Source organism: Sphingobium fuliginis (genome assembly GCF_015074805.1).
Lineage (GTDB): Bacteria > Pseudomonadota > Alphaproteobacteria > Sphingomonadales > Sphingomonadaceae > Sphingobium > Sphingobium fuliginis.
This window is the reverse complement of the sequence record NZ_CP060036.1, coordinates 997,717-1,013,209: the sequence shown is the minus strand read 5'-3', so window position 1 is coordinate 1,013,209 and position 15,493 is coordinate 997,717. Positions and strand designations below refer to the sequence as shown.

Here is a 15,493-nt window from a genome sequence, read left to right as displayed (position 1 = left end):
CATGGACATGCCCGTCACGAAGAAGAAGAAACTCGGCCTCAAGGAACGCTATGCGCTGATGACGCGGGGCCTGGGCTGGGAACCGAGCTATCAGCCGATCGACGACATCTTCCCGATGGACCGGTTCGAGGGGATCAAAATCCACGACTGGGACGCATGGGAAGACCCGTTCCGCCTGACCATGGACGCCTATTGGAAATATCAGGCGGAAAAGGAGCGGAAGCTCTACGCCATCGTCGACGCCTTCGCTCAGAGCAACGGCCATCTCACCCTGTCCGACGCGCGCTACATCAATACGGTGAAGCTGTTCGTCAACGGCTTCGCCCCGCTGGAATATATGTCGCACCGGGGGTTCGCCCATATCGGGCGGCAATTCCGGGGCGTCGGCCCGCGCGTCGCCTGCATGATGCAGTCGCTGGACGAAATGCGCCATTCGCAGACGCAGATCCACGCCATCAGCAATTATAACCGCTATTATAGCGGCATGGCGGAGTTCCGCCATCATCACGACTATCTGCCCTATCTTCAGGTGCCCAAGAGCTTCTTCGAGGATGCGGCGACTGGCGGCCCGTTCGAATTCATCGTCGCCATCGGCTTCGCCTTCGAATATGTGCTGACCAACCTCGTCTTCGTGCCCTTCATTTCGGGCGCGGCCTATAATGGCGACATGGGCGCGATGACCTTCGGCTTTTCCGCCCAGTCGGACGAGGCGCGGCACATGACCCTGGGGCTGGAGGTCATCAAGTTCGTGCTGGAGCAGGACCCGGTCAATGTCCCCATCGTCCAGAAATGGCTGAACAAATGGACCTGGCGCGGCGTGCGGCTGCTGACGCTGGTCGCGATGATGCAGGATTACATGCTGCCCAAGCGGGTGATGAGCTGGGCGGAGGCGTGGGAAATCTATTTCGAGGAGAATTGCGGCGCCCTGTTCCGCGATCTCGCCCGCTACGGCATCGTCATGCCGCCCTGCGTCGAGCAGATCAGGCTGGAGCGCGACCACCTGTCCCATATCGCATGGTGCCATTTCTATCAGGCGCGCGGCACCAGCGACTTCCATGTCTGGCTGCCGTCGAAGGAGGACATGGACTGGCTGTCCGCCAAATATCCGGACACGTTCGACCGCTATTACCGTCCGCGCTATGAATATTGGGCGAAGTGCGAAGCGGAAGGAAAGCCGTTCGAGGCGACGGCCGTGCCGATGCAGTGCCAGGTCTGCCAGATTCCGATGATGTTCACCGAACCGGGCGATCCGCTGACACTGTGCCAGCGCCATGCCGACTACAAGGGCGAGCAATATCATTTCTGTTCCGACCATTGCCGCGAAATTTTCGAGGATGAACCGGAAAAATTCATCCAGTCGAAGATCGCCGGGCATGAGGTCTTCAAGGGCAACGCCTTCCGCCCCGGCACGGACCCGACGGCCGAGGGCTTCAATCCCGCCGCCGAGGCGCTGGCTTTCTTCCGCATCGAACATGGCCGCGACAACGGCCTGCACAACGGGTCCACGGATGAAAGGAACTTCGCCATGTGGCGCGGCCTTGCAAAGGCCAACGACTGACAGCCGGCCACACCGCCCTCACGGAAGGGATCATATTCCAGGAGAGACATCATGGCCGTCAAAGCCATCGACACCTATGAATTCGAACCGGCCGACAAGGCTGAAAATTTCCACGGCGCCTGCGTCATCTATGCCGGCTGGGACGGGCATCTGCTCTTTTCCAGCCCCTATGCCTGGCCGTTGCCGCCGGACCTGCCCTTCGCGCACTTCATCGCCGGACCCATGGCGGAGATTTTCGGCCAGCATCCCGACTGGGCGGGGATCGACTGGAACAGCGCCGTCTGGACCCGTAACGGCGAAGCCTTCGCCCCCGACATGCAGGCCAGCATCGCGGCCAATGGCCTCAGCCACAAGGATGCGTTGCGCTTCCGCACGCCTGGCCGCGACGGCCTGAACGGAGCCGGCATCTGATGAGCTACACGCTGACCATCGAAACCACCGGCGACGAGGTGGAAGTGGCGGAGGGGCAGACCATCCTCGACGCCTGCCTGCGCGCGGGCATCTGGTTGCCGCATGCCTGTTGTCATGGCCTGTGCGCCACCTGCAAGATCCAGGTGACGGACGGCGAAATCGACCATGGGGAGGCGTCCAGCTTCGCGCTCATGGATTTCGAGCGCGACGAGGGCAAGGCGCTGGCCTGCTGCGCCCGCCTTGAAAGCGATGTCAGCATAGAGGCGGATATAGAGGAAGACCCCGACGCATTGGGAATCCCGGTCGAGGATTTCGAGGGCGTCGTCACCCGCATTGATCCGCTGACCCCGACCATCAGGGGCATCCATGTCGCGCTGGATCGCCCGATCCGCTTCCAGGCGGGGCAATATGTGAACCTGACGGTGGGGGAGGAGGGGGTTCTGACCCGCGCCTTCTCCCTCGCCAGCAATCCCCATGCGCCCGGCGCCGTCGAACTCAATATCCGCATCGTGCCCGGCGGCGTCGGGACGACATGGATACATGAGCATCTGAAGGAGGGCGACCGGGTGAAGCTGTCCGGCCCCTATGGCCGCTTCTTCGTGCGCCATTCGGCGAAGGCGCCCATGCTCTTCCTGGCCGGTGGTTCGGGCCTGTCCTCGCCCCGCTCGATGATCCTCGACCTGATCGCCCGCAACGAGACGCTGCCGATCACGCTGGTCTATGGCGCGCGCAGCCGGGAGGAGCTTTATTATCATGAAGAGTTCGAGGCGCTGGCCCGGACCCATGCCAATTTCCGCTACGTCCCCGCGCTTTCGGACGAACCGGCGGACAGCGGCTGGACGGGTTTTCGCGGCTATGTCCACGAAGCCGCCAGGGCGGCTTTCGACAATGATTTCCGCGGACACAAGGCCTATCTTTGCGGTCCGCCGGTGATGATCGAGGCCTGCCTTGCCACGCTGATGCAGGGGCGCCTGTTCGAAAAGGACATCTACACCGAAAAATTCTTCTCCGCCGCAGACGCGCAGCAGGTTCGAAGTCCGCTTTTCAGGCGCATCTGACCGGATATTGCGCTAGGATCGGGCTGAAAGCGGCGAAACGGCCGGACCGGCGAGGGGAGAAGGGCAAAGATGGCGAGCAAGGCGCTCGACGACCGATCGGGCCGGATCGACCTGTGGTCGAAATTGCGGTTCGACCCCGGCACCGGCACCGTCTGGCTGGACGAACAGCGGATGCTGCTGCTGCACGCCGGGTCGCTGGGCGCGCTGCGGGCGGAAATGGTGCGCACGCTGGGCGAAGGCCGGGCCGGCGCGCTGCTGATGCGCATGGGCTATCAATCCGGCATGCAGGATGCGGAGATCGCCCGCAAGATGGTGGGCGACCGCGATTATGAGGAGGTCTTCCTGCTGGGCCCCCGGCTGCACAAGCTGGAAGGGCTGGTGCAGGTGGAGACCATCCGGTGCGAGCTGGACCTGGACGCCGGGCGTTTCCACGGCGAGTTCCGTTGGACCGAAAGCTGGGAGGCGGAAAGCCAGATAGTCCATTTCGGCATCGGCGAACACGCCACCTGCTGGAACCAGTTGGGCTATGCCTCCGGCTATGTCAGCGCCTTCATGGGCCGCCCGGTCATCTTCCGGGAGACGATGTGCAAGGCGAAGGGCGACCCGCATTGCACCATCGTGGGCGAGATCGCGTCCGACCTGCCCGCGGACGACCCCTATCTGAAGGCCATGCACCCGGAGGACATAGCCGGCCAGTTGCGCGCCATGGCGGAGGAGATCGGGGAACTGCGCGCATCCCTGCGGCGGGAAAAGCAGGCCGGATCGCTGATCGGCCAGTCGCCCGCTTTCCTGAAGTCGATGAACCTGCTGCGCCGCGCCGCCGACAGCAGCATCACCGTCCTGCTGACCGGGGAAACGGGCGTCGGCAAGGAAGTGTTCGCCCATTGGCTGCACGACAACGGGCCGCGCCGCGACAAGCCCTTCGTCGCGATCAATTGCGGCGCCATCCCCCATGACCTGATCGAAAGCGAGCTGTTCGGCGTCGAGCCCGGCGCCTATACCGGGGCCCAGCGGCAGCGGCTCGGCCGGTTCGAGCGGGCGGACGGCGGCACGCTGTTCCTGGACGAGGTGGGCGACCTGCCCCTGCCCGCGCAGGTCAAGCTGCTGCGCGTGCTCCAGACGGGGGAGGTGGAGCGGCTGGGCGGCGACAGGCTGCGCCATGTCGATGTCCGCATCGTCGCGGCGACCAATGTCGATCTGGCGTCGGCGGTGGCGGCCCGGACGTTCCGCGCCGACCTCTTCTACCGGCTCAACCCCTTTCCCGTCGCCATCCCGCCGCTGCGCGATCGGGCGGCCGACATTCCGCTGTTCGTCGAGGCGCTGGTGGAACGGCTCACCCGGCGGCACGGCAAGCCGGTGCGCGGCGTGTCCGACCAGGCGATGCGCGCGCTGATCGCCTATCGCTGGCCGGGCAATGTGCGCGAGCTGGAGAATGTGCTGGAGCGCGGCGTGCTGCTGGCCGAACCGGGCGGGCGGATCGACGTCGACACCCTGTCGATCGTGCTGGAACCCGACAGCCGCGAACAGGCGCATGTGCGCCCGGACGGCAGGCTGGCGGTCACCGGCGCGCCGCTGATACCCGACATCGAAAGGGCGCCGCTGCTGCTGGCGGATTATGAGGCCGCGCTGGTGGAGGAGGCGCTGCGCCGCGCCGGGGGCAATGTCGCGGATGCGGCGCGCATGCTCGGCATGTCCCGGCGGCAGCTCGACTATCGATTGAAGCAGGCGGGCGGCTGAACGCCGCGAACGCCCTTCATTCCCCGGGGCGGTCTGCGAACTTGCCCAGCATGTCCTCGCTATAGCTATGCTCCGGATAGGGCAGCATCTGCGCCAGCCAGCCGGCATGGGCGGCCTTGAGCTCGGCGACCTTGCCGGGCATCGCCGCCTTGCGGTCGGCGCGTTCGCGCTCATCCTGCGACAGGTCGAACAGATAGTCCCGCCCGTAGGACCGCAGATATTTCCACTGGCCGCTGCGCACTGCGATCTGGTCGCCGGCGCGGTGGCGCCAGAACAGCGTGCGGTCGGTCCTGCTGTCGACGTCGCGCAGGAAGGGCATCAGGTCGATGCCGTCCAGCCCCTCCACCCGGCCGGGGTCGCCGCCCGCCGCCGACAGCAGCGTGGGTAGCGCGTCCATCGACATGGTCACCTGCGCGCTGTCGCGCCCCTTGGGCAGATGGGCGGGCCAACTGACGATCAGGGGCACGCGGATGCCGCCCTCCAGCAATTCGCCCTTCATCCCGGTCAGCGGCCAACTGTCGGAAAAGCGCTCTCCGCCATTGTCGCTGGTGAAGATCACGATCGTGTCCTCCTCCAGCCCCAGCCGCGCCAGTTCGGCCAGCACGCGGCCGACATTGGCGTCCATGCTCTCCATCATCGCGGCATAGGCGCGGACATTGCCGCCGTCCATCTGGCGCGGATCGGCGGTGGCGCTGCCCTGGGCGGCGTCGCCGGGGCCCTGCCAGGGCCAATGGGGGGCGGTGAAGTGCAGGCTGATGAAGAAGGGGCGGTCCTGCCGCGCCGCCTGCTGCATCCGATCGATCGCCTTCGCGCCCAGCAGGTCGGTCAGATAGCCGGGGCGGTCGATTTCCGTCCGGTTCTCGAACAGCTTGCCCATCTCATGGCCGTTGATGCTGGTCGCATGGGCGAAATAGTCGGTGCCGCCCGACGCTATGCCGAAGAAATAGTCATAGCCGTGATCGAGCGGGCTGGAGGCCGGCAGTTCCCCCATATGCCATTTCCCGACCAGCGAGGTCGTGTAGCCCAGATCCCGCAGCAGGCCGGGCAGGGTCCTGGTGCCGCGGGGCAGGGACAGTTCGGCGCCGTTGAAGGCGATCGGCTCCTCCAGCCCGATGCGGAACCGTCCCTGGTAACGGCCGGTCAGCAGGGCGACGCGGGTGGGTGAGCAGACGCAGCTATTGGCATAGGCGTTGCCGAACTTCACGCCCCGAGCGGCAATGGCGTCGATCGCCGGGGTCCGGATGTTGCGGCTGCCATAGCAGCCCAGGTCGGCATGGCCCATGTCGTCGGCCATGATATAGAGGATGTTGGGCCGGCGCGGGCCGGATCGCCCGCCGCGGGCGACGGCGGGGGCCGCCACCGCCGAACCCAGGGCGGCGAGCGCCGCCCGGCGCGTCATCGCGCCGGTCATCGATGTCTTCATGTCGTCAAACCTCCTGTCCGGTCACCAGCGCGTCGACAGCGTCACGCCGTAGAGGACCGTTCCTTCGTTGGGCACGCAGGTGTTGGTGTTGCTGAGGCCGTCGAACGGCTCCTTGCGCAGGCAGGTCTTTTCCGAGGTCAGATTGTCCGCGTAGAAGGAAATCTGGTGCCGCCGGTCCCGCTCGAAATCGAAGCCGATGGAGGCGTCGACGAAGAAGCTGGGATCGATATAGCCGCTGCGCGCCTTGGTCAGTTCATTATATTGCGCGCCGACATAGCGGCCGCTGAGCCGCCCGGTCAGGCGATTGTCGCCCAGCTCGACGGTCTGGCTTGCGGTCCCGTTGAACGACCAGCGCGGCGATTGCTGGAGCGGCGCGCCCTTGAGCGCGGTCTGCGGGGTGAGCGCGCCGACGTCGATCACCTCGGTGTCGAGGAAGGCGCCCGCCAGGTCCAGTTCGAAGCCGCCGCCGGGCGCGATCTTCGCCTCTGCCTCCACGCCGGTCAGCCGCGCCTTGGGCAGGTTGATGAAGGCCGGGCCCAGCACCGGCACCTGGCCGAAGGTCTGCAGGTCCTTCCAGTCGTAGCGGAACGCCGCGACGTTGATCTGCACCCGGCGATCGAACAGGCGCGACTTGAGCCCGAGTTCATAGGCGTTGAGCGTTTCCGGGCGGACCGGGGTGTTGCCGGTGCCGTTGAACACGCCCTGGGCGCGGATGTCGAAGGAACCCGACTTGAAGCCGCGCGAATAGCTGAGATAGGCCATGACGTCGGTCGCCAGTTCGTAATTGGCGGAGATTTTGCCCGCCAGCTTGCTGACATCCTGCTTCAAGGGCGTGAGCGGGCCGTGGCAGCCGACCACGCCGGCCGCGCAGGGCAGGGTGAAATTGGCGGCGAGGCCGGTCAGGAAGCCGCGCGAGAAGAAGAAGTCGGCGGGCAGGCGGGCCGCGCCGGGCAGGCCGGTCACGCTGTCGAGGGCGGTGATCACGTCGCGCAGGCCCTGCCGTCTGTCATTGGTCCAGCGCAGGCCCGCGCTGATGTCCAGCCGGTCGGTCAGCGCATAGTCGAGTTGCCCGTAGAAGGAGGCGATCTCCGCCTTCTGGTCGATGGCGACCATCGGCACCACCGCCAGCGTCGGCGGTCCGGCGAAATTGTTGCGCACGATGGTGGCCAGGCTGTCCTTTTCATAGGACCAATAGGCCCCGGCGATCCATTTCAACGGCCCGTCCGCGCCGGAGGTCAGCCGGACCTCCTGCGAATAGACGTCGTAGAGCGCGTCCTGGAACACCTGGAACTGGGCGTAGGGCAGGCCGCCGCCTTCCTCCGCATAGAGAACCTTGGTGCGGTCGAAGGCGGAGATTGCGGTCAGGGAGAAGCCGCCGAAATCATGGCGCAGGCGCAGCGATCCGCCCTCGAAATCGACATCGGCCAGATTGCTGCCCGCGTCATAGGCGTCGCGCCAGCGCGACAGGGAGGGATTGAAGGTCAGGCCGCCCTTGCCGGTCGACACGCAATTATTGACGCGTTCGAACTGTTCGACGCCCAGATCGTTGGCGGGGCATGGGGTGACGCCGTCGGGCAGGAAACGGCCGACCGCCTTGCGCGGCGGACGCGATCCGCGATTATAGCCGACATGGCCCGACAGCAGCAATTCCGTGTCGTCATCGGGTTGCCAGCCGATGCCGAAGCGGCCGGAATAGCGCTTCGTCGACCCGATCTTCTCGCCGGTCGCGACATCCCGGAACACGCCGTCGCGGGTCTGCACCTGCCCCGCCACGCGGATGGCGAGCGTATCGGTCAGCGGCACGCCGATCGCGCCTTCCACATCGATCCGGTTGAAGCGCCCGGCATTGATGCGGGCATAGCCGTTGAAGCCCTGGCCCGCGTCGGGCCGGCGCGACACATAGTTGATCGCGCCGCCGGTGGTGTTGCGGCCGAACAGGGTGTTCTGCGGCCCGCGCAATATCTCCACCCGTTCCAGGTCGAACAGGCCGAAGGTGCTGGAGAAAGGCGTCACCAGCGACACCTCGTCCAGATACTGGCCCACCGCCTGTTGCGCCGTAAGGTGGAAATTCTGGGTGCCGACGCCGCGGATGGAAATGCCCGCATTGACGGCAGAGCTCTGCTTGAAGCTCAGGTTCGGGAATTGCCGGACCAGATCGGTCGGATCGGCGATCCGCCGTTCGGCCAGGGCCTCTCCGCCCAGCGCGTTGATCGCGATCGGGATGTCCTGGACATTTTCCGCGCGCTTCTGCGCGGTGACGACAATGTCCTGGATGCCGGACGATCCGGCATCGTCCTGCGCGGCCGCCATCGCCGGCAGGCAGAGCCCGGCGAGCAGCGCCAGCCTCGGCATGCGGCGCGCCAGATGTCGTTTCCCGTTCATATCTCCCCCTCCATGATCTGGCCGATCATCCGTCGGCCCCGCTTGTTCCGGGTACTGTCGCCATAAGGAGGCGGCAGGACAATGGGGCTCGACCTTGCCCGGTGACAAGGTGCAGCCTATACCCTGGTGCAGCGCCCGCAGAGGCGCGGCAGCAGCAGGGGGGAGAGATCGGCCATGTTCCGTTTCACGCCGCGCCAGTTGGAAATCTTCCTGGCGGTCGGCCGGGCGCAGTCTTTCCGTCAGGCGTCGGAAAATCTGCGCATATCCCAGGCTGCCGTCAGCGAGCAGATGCGCGCCTTGGAACAGCAGATAGGCGCCACCCTGTTCCACCGCAGGGCGGGACGCAGCATGCGCCTGACAGCCGAAGGCGAACGCTTCCAGGAAGGCGTCAAGACCTTCGTCCAGAAGGGGCATGAGCTGGGACGGCTGTTCCGCGGGGCGACGCCGCAGAAGCTGCGCATCTTCATCGGCACCTTCCTGCTTAACGAATATGTGCGGCCCGCGCTGCCGCGTTTCCTGATGGAGAATGCCGACATTGCCCTGGATTTCGTCCACAACGCGTCTGGAGCGGATGTCGACGACCAGGTGGCGCGGGGCATTCTGGACTGCGCGATATTCTCCCGCGAGCAATCCGATCCGCAAGGCGGGTTCGAACCGATCTTCGCAGAGCCGGCCTTCGTCTTCGCCACGCGGGAGCTGCGCGACCAGGCGAAGCTAAGGGGCTTGCAGTCGCTCCCCTTCATCAGTTGGAACATTCCGCCGCTGCGGACCTGCGACCAACTGCGCATGCTCGCATCGGCCGGAGTCATGCAACCGGTTTTGCACAGCGAGGTGCAGCATCACGAGGTTGCCGTGGAACTGGCCACGCAGGGCGCGGGGGCCGTCATCATGCTGCATTCCACTGTGCAGAGGCTGGATCGCCAACACCGCCTGGTGCCGATCGTCAAGGTCGGCACCTGGGAGAGGCGGCTGTTCCTCTCCCAATCTCTCGATCAGGGCACGCGCGACCGCCTGGCTTTGTTCTTTCGCGAAGTCGTCGGCAACGGGGAAGCGCGCCGTGGATGATTTCGATCCATCAGCTCTTCGATCGAAAGGTCCCAGTCACTTGCGACAGGATGGCGTTCTTCAGCTACACAACGTTCACGCCGGCAGATCGGACGCACCAATATCTTTTGCGCTACCTGTCCTTTTGGGCGACCATTGGCGTTTCCCATGGGTGCCTCTGATCCTAACAACGACTGCCTCCAATCTTCACCGCAGAATTGCGGTCGGCAGCCCAAATCGCAAGCGTCAATATGCGGCGCCTGTCTCCGTTCGCGCGGGCCGCCGGTCGATCTCGGGCATGGCATAGCCCAGGGTCGGAGCAACGCGCCGGACCAGCGGTTCCCATTCCTGCCGCGCCGCGACATATGCCTCGATGCCGTCCGCCTTCACCGCGATCCCGGCGTTTCTGAGCGTCCGGGTCGCATGCAGATAGCTTTGGCGGAGGCGCTGGGCCTCGGCGGCGGCATCGCTGCGGACGTCGGCGGTCGGGAAGTTCGAATCCAGCGTCTCCAGCAGCAGCCGGGCGCCGCGTCGCATCGAGGCGGCCGGGGCGAAGGCCGCCGCAGCGCCATGGCGCCGCGAATCCAGCGCGGTTTCGATCAGGGTAGCCGCGTCGAGCAGGACGAAGGTCAACCGCGACACGGCGTAGAGCGGCTCCTCGAAGCGGAAGTAGAACAGCAGCGGATAGAAATGGTGCGCCTCCTTGGTCGCGGCGAGCGATCGGGCGAGATTGCCCAGTTCGCTGGCCGCGTTGCTCGCCTCGCCTTCCGGCATGAGCCGCGCCAGCATCACCGCCGCATCGCCGGTTCCGTCGGTCATCAGGTCAACCGCGAGCGCCAGGACATTGCGTTCGCGCAGGCCGGAATAGACCTGGACGAGATAGCTCAGCACCAGTGACAGCACCGACGCGCCGATCAGCGAATTTATGAGGAAGAGCAGGCGCGTGCCGGTCGTGTGCGGCGAATAATCGCCGCCCCCGACGATCGACAGACTGTTCCCCGCGACCAGAAGCGCTGTCACGAAGTCGGTCGGGGACTCGCCGCTGGACGGCCGGATCGCGGTGCCGAGTTCCGGCCGGATCACGAGCGCAGCGCCCAGCGAAAGGCCGACCGCCCAAAAGCCTATCAGCGAAACGACGATGAGCGGGCCGGCGAATGAGAGCATCGTGCCGCGACGCCTGCCCAACAGCCCGGCGATACCGTGGAGCAGCGCCCACATCCCACGGTTCCAGTGGGGCGCGAGCAGCCCGGTGCCCGCCCGCGCATAGAGCACGGTCAGGAAGATGTCGGCGAGGAACAGCAGGATCAACGCCGCGCCGAATATCTGTTCGATGATCATGTCCTACCCTCAACAGGCGCAATCGGGCAGCCGGGGATCTGCGCCCGGTCGGCAGTCCGGTTCCTACCGGCGCGGTCTCTCGGCTCCTCGACCCTTATATGGCGGCGGCATCCCGGTGAACCGGTGGCGCGGACTTCCGCAGGGCCTGGGCGACCGCTTCGCCGACGCCGCGCGCGCTCGCCGGGTTCTGGCCGGTGATCAGCCGCCCGTCCTCCACGACATGCTTGCCGAACGGCAAGACAGCCTTGGTGTAGCGCGCGCCGCGCGCCTTCAATTCTTCCTCCAGGTTGAACGGCACGATGTCTTCGCGATTGTCGGCCTGTTCCTCGGCCCAGGAGAAGGCGGTCAGGTCCCTGTCCTGCACAAGCCAACGGCCGTCGCCCAGCCTTGCCTCCATGAACCCCACCGGGCCATGGCAGACGGCGGATACGATCTTCCCGCTGTCGTGGAATTCGGCAAGGAGGCGGCCAAGCTCGGGCGAGCGGAAGTCCCACATCGTGCCATGGCCGCCCGCCAGATAGATGGCGTCATAGTCCGCGACGCTGACCTCGCCAAGCGGCAGGCTGTGGTTGAGGCGGTCCATGAACTGCCTGTCACGATAATGGCGGGTGACGCCGCCGCCAAGGCGGCTGTTGTGCCCCATTTCGGGCATCATCAGCCCCTGGGGATCGAGCGGGACCCAGCCGCCCGACGGGCTCGCAATCTCGCTTTGGAAGCCGTGCTCCTCGACCGCATCCCAGAAATGGGTTAGCTCCCCAAGCCAGAGGCCGGTCCTGAACCCCACTCGATCATATTGGTCGACATTGGTCACGACGATAAGGATTTTGCCGGTTCGATCCATGATCATCCCTCATTCATTCAAATTGCGGCCGGGCTCCGCTGTCCGGCGGAGCTGGCGGCGCTGTCGCCGGCGAACGCCTTCGCCGGGCCGGGGATTGGCGACGCTAGGCGACCAGGTGAGGAACAGCGTCCGCCGTCTGGCCCTCCGCCCGATAATCCGGCGGAATGTCGAAGTCCTCGCGGGCAAGCCCGCGTGAGGCCTGCGGTCCCCGCGGAAGGCCCGACCGATCGGAATAGTCCCGCTCCCCGGAATGTGGGTCGCGGCGGTGCACAGCCTTGACGCCCGTATAGGCGATGATGTCGAGCAGGGTGATTCCCGCCACCAGGGCGATGGCGATCGCGGCATTGCCGCGCTTGGGATTGTCGCGGTGCAAGCCGGTTGCCAGGGTGGCCAGGTCGAGCGCGTCGCCGCCGATCCGGGCTGCAAGCCCCAGCGGCTTGTCCACCGACAGCGTCGGGATCGCGCTGGCCAGTTCGCGCACGCCATAGGCGCGGATCAGGCCTTCCTTGTCGTCAAGGCCCAGCGCGCGGGCGATGCGCCCGGGCGCCACCAGTTCGGTGATGCCCAGGCCGATGGAGAACCAGCCGAGCGCGCGCGCCAGCCGGTCGGCACTGCTCATCGAACTTGGACCCTTCTGCTCGACGCGGGGGTCCCCGTCGGAGCGCGCGATACCGGTGAGATTGGTGAGAGGCATGGGTGCTTCCTTCAGGGTTGGAGCATGACCTTGATGCAGCCATCCGCCTTGTCGCGGAACGTGGCGTACATCTCGGGACCTTGGGACAGGTCGACCTTGTGGGTGATGACGAACGAGGGGTCGATCTGGCCGTCCTCGATCCGGCGGAGGAGATCGCCCGTCCAGCGCGGGACGTGCGCCTGCGCCATGCGGAAGGTCAGGCCCTTGTTCATGGCTTGCCCCATCGGAATCTTGTCGACCAGGCCAAGATAGACCCCGATGATCGAGATGACGCCGGCAGGCCGGCAGACATAGATCATCTCGCGCAGCACATGCGGCCGGTCGTTCTCCACCATCAGCATCTGCTTGGCGCGGTCGATCAGCGTGTCCGGCTGGCCCAGATTGACATGGCTCTCGGTGCCGACGGCGTCGATGCACTTGTGCGGCCCCTCTCCGCCGGTAAGCTCGTTCAGCCGCTCGACGACGCTTTCCTCCTCGAAGTTGATGGTGATGGCGCCCGCCGCCGCGGCCATGGACAGGCGTTCGGGAAGGTGATCGATGCCGATCACCTGCTCGGCGCCCAGCAGGATGGCCGATCGGATCGTCATCTGGCCGACCGGGCCGCAGCCCCAGACCGCCACCGTATCGCCCGGCTGGATGTCGGCCTGAACGGCGGCCTGCCATCCCGTCGGCAGGATGTCGGAAAGGAAGAGGAGCTTCTCGTCCTCGATCCCGTCGGGCACCTTGATGTGCGTGGTGTCCGCGAACGGCACGCGCAGATATTCGGCCTGACCGCCCGGATAGCCCCCGGTCAGGTGGGTGTATCCGAACAGCCCCGCCGTCCTGTGGCCGAAGGCCTTGTCGCCCAGTCCGCCCTTCCGGTTCGTCCGCTGACAGACCGAGAAGTTGCCGCGCCGGCACTGGTCGCATTCACCGCACTGGATCGTGAAGGGTATGACGACGCGGTCGCCTTTCTTGAGCGAATCCTTGGCCGCGCTGCCCACTTCGACGACTTCGCCCATCGTCTCATGGCCCATGATGTCGCCGGGCAGCATGGCAGGGATCAGATTGTGGAAAAGGTGAAGGTCGGAACCGCAAATCGCGCAGCTTGTAACCTTGATTATGGCGTCGCGGGGGTTTTCGATCGAAGGATCGGATACGGTATCATATCGGATGTCCTCCTTGCCGTGCCAGACTAGGGCTTTCATGCCGGTCTCCTTGGTTGGATGGCGCCCATCTGGGGCTCGCCCCGCCCGCAACCCATAAGGGCGATCCCTAGGGAACCTTCCCCGGTCAGCGGCTTTTGCCGACTGGGCGGCAAGCGTTTGAGGAGAGCCGGCGCCGTGGTGCAAGAGTTACGACCAACGGCCGCCCGGGAAGGCAATGAAGCGCTCTGTTCAGACGACGACGGGCCGGCGCGCGACACCAGCGAATGGCGGCGGTTCGCGGACGCCCTTCGCAGTAGCGAAGCCCGTCTGAGGGCGGCGACAGAACTGGTGGGCATCGGCATCTACTCGTGGAACCCGGACACCGGATCGCTGGAGTGGGACGAGCGGCTAAGGGCGATGTGGGGCCTGCCTGCCGATACGCCGGTCGACATGACGCTGTTCGAAGCCGGCATTCATCCCGACGATCGCCAGCCGGTCCGCGATGCGATCGCGCGCTGCGTCGATCCCCGTGGCGACGGCAGCTATAATGTCGAATATCGCGTGATCGGGAAAGAAGACGGCATCACGCGCCGCATCGCCACCTCCGGCCGCACCAGCTTCGCCGACGGGCGCGCGGTCGGGTTCATCGGCGCCGCGATCGACGTGACGGCGCAGCGGCGGGCGGAGGCCGCGATCCGCGCGAGCGAGGCGCAATTCCGCAGCTTCGCCGCGCATAGCAGCAACCTGATCTGGATCGGCGATCCGGTCGCCGGCGCGATCATCTACCGGAGCGCCGCCTATGAGCGGATCTGGGGCGTGCCCTGCCAGGAGGCGGCGAGCGACTTCGCCGAATGGATGAAGGACGTGCACCCGGAGGATCGCCCGCAGGTCGGCCACGCCCTCGCCGCCGTGAAGGCCGGAGACGTCGTGCAGTTCGAATACCGGATCGTGCGGCCCCGCGATGGCGCCATGCGCTGGCTTCGGGACACCAGCTTTCCGATTTTCGACGAGGCGGGCGCTGTGACCCGGATCGGCGGGATCACCGAAGACCTTACCCAGGACGATGTCCGCCATGTCTATGTGGTGAGCGGCAAGGCGGCCGAGGCCCGCAAGCTGAGCGCGCTGGTTCGCGCGCTGGGTTATCGCGGACGGACGTTCGACAGCGGTTCCGCCTTTCTCGACATGGCGCCCGTCCTCTCGCCGGGCTGCGTGCTCCTGGACCTGCGCAAGGGGCGGGACGAGGGGCTGTCCGTGCCACGCGAGCTCAGGGCGCGGGCGATCACGATACCCACCATCGCGCTGGATATGGCGGGTGCGGATGTGACGTGCGCGGTTTCCGCGATGAAGGCGGGCGCCGTCGACTACATCCTTGCCGGAGACGAGGCGTCGATGCGCGCCAGCCTTGCCGGCGCCATTGCGGAGTGCCAGGCTTCGGCGCGGGCGCCAACGCGGGACGAAAACGCCAGCGCCCGCATCGCGCGACTGACGCCCCGCGAACGCGAGGTGCTGGTCGGCCTGGTCGACGGCGGGACCAACAAGATCATCGGCCAGAAGCTCGGCATCAGCCCCCGGACGGTCGAACTGCACCGCGCCCAGGTGATGAATCGGCTGAACGCGAACAGCCTGACCGAACTGCTTCAGCTCGCCCTGGCCGCCGGGATCACGCCGGCGAGCGGCGAGGGCGGCGAACAGCGGGGCGTCACCTAGGCTCAGAACCCGCCAGTAATGGGTCCTGAGCCTGGGCCCGTCTGCGATGGCCAGCTTCGATCTCCATGCCGGCACAGGCCCACCCCACCGGGAAATTCTCACGAAAACCGGCCCGTTCGCCGGCTCGGGGCCCTCGAATACAACCGATCTATGATCATTCTTCGTGATTGACC

General features: G+C 66.0%; 12 protein-coding genes. 6 read left to right on the top strand and 6 right to left on the bottom strand.

Features of this window, described 5'->3' with window-relative positions:
• Position 1: 1 nt before the first annotated feature.
• The 4 genes from H5V43_RS20585 to H5V43_RS20570 all read left to right on the top strand — a co-directional run bounded on the left by H5V43_RS20585 (position 2) and on the right by H5V43_RS20570 (position 4,764).
• Positions 2-1,558 (top strand): YHS domain-containing protein, encoded by a 1,557-nt coding sequence (locus H5V43_RS20585; protein WP_025548024.1) that lies wholly within the window; start codon positions 2-4, stop codon positions 1,556-1,558.
• A 51-nt stretch (positions 1,559-1,609) separates the two neighbouring features.
• Positions 1,610-1,969: a phenol hydroxylase subunit P4 gene (locus H5V43_RS20580; RefSeq protein WP_025548022.1), complete on the top strand. Its 360-nt coding sequence runs from the start codon at positions 1,610-1,612 to the stop codon at positions 1,967-1,969.
• On the top strand, positions 1,969-3,027 hold the full coding sequence (locus tag H5V43_RS20575; protein ID WP_025548020.1) for an NADH:ubiquinone reductase (Na(+)-transporting) subunit F: 1,059 nt from the start codon (positions 1,969-1,971) through the stop codon (positions 3,025-3,027). Before H5V43_RS20580 ends, H5V43_RS20575 begins: the two co-directional genes overlap by 1 nt.
• A gap of 69 nt (positions 3,028-3,096) precedes the next feature.
• Positions 3,097-4,764: a sigma-54-dependent Fis family transcriptional regulator gene (locus H5V43_RS20570; protein ID WP_025548019.1), complete on the top strand. Its 1,668-nt coding sequence runs from the start codon at positions 3,097-3,099 to the stop codon at positions 4,762-4,764.
• 16 nt (positions 4,765-4,780) lie between these two features.
• On the opposite strand, the gene H5V43_RS20565 is transcribed toward H5V43_RS20570, so the two are convergent.
• Positions 4,781-6,187, bottom strand: a complete 1,407-nt coding sequence (locus tag H5V43_RS20565) for a sulfatase family protein (RefSeq protein ID WP_025548017.1) — start codon at positions 6,185-6,187, stop codon at positions 4,781-4,783.
• 21 nt (positions 6,188-6,208) lie between these two features.
• Complete coding sequence (locus H5V43_RS20560; protein ID WP_025548015.1) at positions 6,209-8,569, bottom strand: TonB-dependent receptor; 2,361 nt, start codon at positions 8,567-8,569, stop codon at positions 6,209-6,211.
• 174 nt (positions 8,570-8,743) lie between these two features.
• Here H5V43_RS20560 and H5V43_RS20555 point away from each other — a divergent pair, with 174 nt between their 5' ends.
• Entirely contained in the window at positions 8,744-9,634 is an 891-nt protein-coding gene (locus tag H5V43_RS20555; protein WP_037481824.1) for a LysR family transcriptional regulator, read from the top strand.
• Between the two features lie 225 nt (positions 9,635-9,859).
• Here the strand turns inward: H5V43_RS20555 and H5V43_RS20550 are convergent, their stop codons facing one another.
• From H5V43_RS20550 to H5V43_RS20535, 4 genes are all read right to left on the bottom strand, one after another.
• Entirely contained in the window at positions 9,860-10,951 is a 1,092-nt protein-coding gene (locus tag H5V43_RS20550) for a potassium channel family protein (RefSeq protein ID WP_025548013.1), read from the bottom strand.
• A 94-nt stretch (positions 10,952-11,045) separates the two neighbouring features.
• On the bottom strand, positions 11,046-11,792 hold the full coding sequence (locus H5V43_RS20545; protein ID WP_025548010.1) for a type 1 glutamine amidotransferase domain-containing protein: 747 nt from the start codon (positions 11,790-11,792) through the stop codon (positions 11,046-11,048).
• Between the two features lie 103 nt (positions 11,793-11,895).
• Positions 11,896-12,486: a hypothetical protein gene (locus tag H5V43_RS20540; RefSeq protein ID WP_025548008.1), complete on the bottom strand. Its 591-nt coding sequence runs from the start codon at positions 12,484-12,486 to the stop codon at positions 11,896-11,898.
• Between the two features lie 11 nt (positions 12,487-12,497).
• Positions 12,498-13,673, bottom strand: coding sequence for a zinc-dependent alcohol dehydrogenase (locus H5V43_RS20535; protein WP_025548007.1), 1,176 nt, complete (start codon positions 13,671-13,673; stop codon positions 12,498-12,500).
• A 135-nt stretch (positions 13,674-13,808) separates the two neighbouring features.
• On the opposite strand from H5V43_RS20535, the gene H5V43_RS20530 reads away from it, so the two are divergent.
• Positions 13,809-15,320, top strand: a complete 1,512-nt coding sequence (locus H5V43_RS20530; protein WP_172668310.1) for a PAS domain-containing protein — start codon at positions 13,809-13,811, stop codon at positions 15,318-15,320.
• Positions 15,321-15,493: the final 173 nt, after the last annotated feature.

Bases quoted from the DNA above. Each gene is read 5' to 3' on its own strand.
- H5V43_RS20540 (WP_025548008.1), bottom strand. From the start codon at position 12,486: ATGCCTCTCACCAATCTCACCGGTATCGCGCGCTCCGACGGGGACCCC.
- H5V43_RS20555 (WP_037481824.1), top strand. From the start codon at position 8,744: ATGTTCCGTTTCACGCCGCGCCAGTTGGAAATCTTCCTGGCGGTCGGC.
- H5V43_RS20570 (WP_025548019.1), top strand. From the start codon at position 3,097: ATGGCGAGCAAGGCGCTCGACGACCGATCGGGCCGGATCGACCTGTGG.
- H5V43_RS20535 (WP_025548007.1), bottom strand. From the start codon at position 13,673: ATGAAAGCCCTAGTCTGGCACGGCAAGGAGGACATCCGATATGATACC.
- H5V43_RS20550 (WP_025548013.1), bottom strand. From the start codon at position 10,951: ATGATCATCGAACAGATATTCGGCGCGGCGTTGATCCTGCTGTTCCTC.
- H5V43_RS20575 (WP_025548020.1), top strand. From the start codon at position 1,969: ATGAGCTACACGCTGACCATCGAAACCACCGGCGACGAGGTGGAAGTG.
- H5V43_RS20545 (WP_025548010.1), bottom strand. From the start codon at position 11,792: ATGGATCGAACCGGCAAAATCCTTATCGTCGTGACCAATGTCGACCAA.
- H5V43_RS20580 (WP_025548022.1), top strand. From the start codon at position 1,610: ATGGCCGTCAAAGCCATCGACACCTATGAATTCGAACCGGCCGACAAG.
- H5V43_RS20585 (WP_025548024.1), top strand. From the start codon at position 2: ATGGACATGCCCGTCACGAAGAAGAAGAAACTCGGCCTCAAGGAACGC.
- H5V43_RS20565 (WP_025548017.1), bottom strand. From the start codon at position 6,187: ATGAAGACATCGATGACCGGCGCGATGACGCGCCGGGCGGCGCTCGCC.
- H5V43_RS20560 (WP_025548015.1), bottom strand. From the start codon at position 8,569: ATGAACGGGAAACGACATCTGGCGCGCCGCATGCCGAGGCTGGCGCTG.